This window comes from Bacillus cereus group sp. BfR-BA-01524 (assembly GCF_022662595.1).
Classification (GTDB): Bacteria; Bacillota; Bacilli; order Bacillales; family Bacillaceae_G; genus Bacillus_A; species Bacillus_A thuringiensis_S.
The window spans coordinates 1-1926 of sequence record NZ_JAKUDW010000216.1 but is presented as its reverse complement, the minus strand read 5'-3'; the positions used below and the strand labels follow the sequence as shown (position 1 = coordinate 1926).

Below are 1926 nucleotides of genomic sequence, written 5' to 3'. Positions count from 1 at the left end.
TATCCAGATGTAAGTATGAAAGTAAAAGCATCTGCTGGTTCAAAAGATGTCTCTCTTGATTTAAAAGGTGGAACAGGCGCCTTTATGACAGATTCAAAAATAAAATTAGTTCACGGTCGTGAATTAAACGACAGCGAATTAAACCAAGCAATTCCTGCTGTTATATTAAATGAAGAAGCTTTCAATAAATTATTTAATGGTTGGGAATCAAATTTATACACAGATATAAAAGGAAAACCATATAAAGTAGTCGGTGTGTACGAAACGAAAAATGAGTTTGGAATGGCTATGTCAGAAGGTTATACATCACTTGAAAATGCCCCTGTCATTTCTGGAGTAACTGAGTATGACACTGTAAAATTAACACTCGTTTCTCCATCGGAACGTAAAAATGTAGAAAAAGAAGCCGTTTCCGTTTTAAACGACATGAAGGCCCCTAAATTTGAGCATAAATTTGAAGCGCAAGACATGGGTGAATTTACGAAGCAACTAGACGAATCAATCGGTATGATGAAAATGGTATTCGGTGGTATTGCTGCTATTTCCTTACTTGTTGGTGGTATCGGTGTAATGAACATCATGCTCGTATCTGTAACAGAACGTACACGTGAGATTGGTATTCGTAAAGCACTTGGTGCAACACGTGGTAAAGTATTAACACAATTCTTAATCGAATCTTGTATTTTAACAGGACTTGGTGGTTTCATCGGATTCATGCTCGGTATTTTCTTCGCTTGGATCGTCTCAATCTTTGCTGGATGGCCACTCGTTGTCTCAAAAGAACTTGGACTTCTTGCAGTAGGTATTTCAATGCTAATCGGTATTGCATTCGGACTACTACCAGCTAACAAAGCTGCAAAACTTGATCCAATTGAATGTTTACGATATGAATAAACAAAAACGTAGGAGTTTACACTCCTGCGTTTTTTATTTACCTATTAAATTGAGTTTCTTCTATTATATATGTTTCACGTTACAACTATCATTCTAATACTCTTCATTATTTATAGCTACTAAGGCTATTATCTAATCCTATTATTGCAAAAATACTATGTAACAGACGAAAATCAAGGCGTAATTTTTTCCATGCTTCGACTGATTTTGTAACAATTATATCGATATTTCATTAAATTTCACCTCATTTATATCTTTTTACGTCTAAAAAGATTATTATTCTATAACTATTTTTTCATTTAAACAGTAAAACACACTACTTTTGTAACACTATAGATACACTTAAGAAAAATTACTGTAATATTATTAACGTTATAGTAATTGAAATACTACTCATTTTGTGTTTTATATGCCCTAATACGCCAAAAAACAACAAGGAAGCGCTATCAGGATATTTATGGAATTGTTACAGAATATTAATGCCCCGTTACGAAAGCTTTGTAATTTTATGTTTTTCGCAAATAAGAAAATAATGGTTGCTATAATGAGGTCAACGAAAACAAATGCAATGGAGGCTATTATGAAAAAATTTATGGGTATAGCAACAGCAGCGGTTTTTGGTCTTGGGATTTTCACAACATCTGCTAAAGCAGAAACTATCGTAACGACTGACGTACTAAACGTACGAGAAAACCCAACTACTGAATCAAAAGTTGTAGGAAAATTATTAGATGGATATAAAGTAAATGTTTTACATACAGAAAATGGTTGGTCAAAAGTTCAATTGAATAGCGGTAAAGAAGCTTTCATAAGCGCTGACTATACAAAAGACACTTACTACGTAACAGCAAACGTATTAAACGTACGTGCTAGTGCAAACACAGATTCAGAGATTCTTGGTAAGTTGAAAAAAGATGATGTAATCGAAACAACACACCAAGTACAAAATGATTGGATTCAATTTGAATATAACGGAAAAACAGCTTATGTTCATGTTCCTTACTTAACAGGTAAAGCACCAGTTAAAGTTCA

At 33.5% G+C, this 1926-nt stretch carries 2 protein-coding genes; both read left to right on the top strand.

Annotated elements, in window-relative coordinates; translation table 11 throughout:
• On the top strand, positions 1-894 hold an 894-nt coding region (locus MR170_RS30470; protein WP_242310614.1), incomplete at its 5' end, for an ABC transporter permease.
• A 457-nt stretch (positions 895-1351) separates the two neighbouring features.
• On the top strand, positions 1352-1926 hold a 575-nt coding region (locus tag MR170_RS30465), incomplete at its 3' end, for an SH3 domain-containing protein (RefSeq protein ID WP_242310612.1).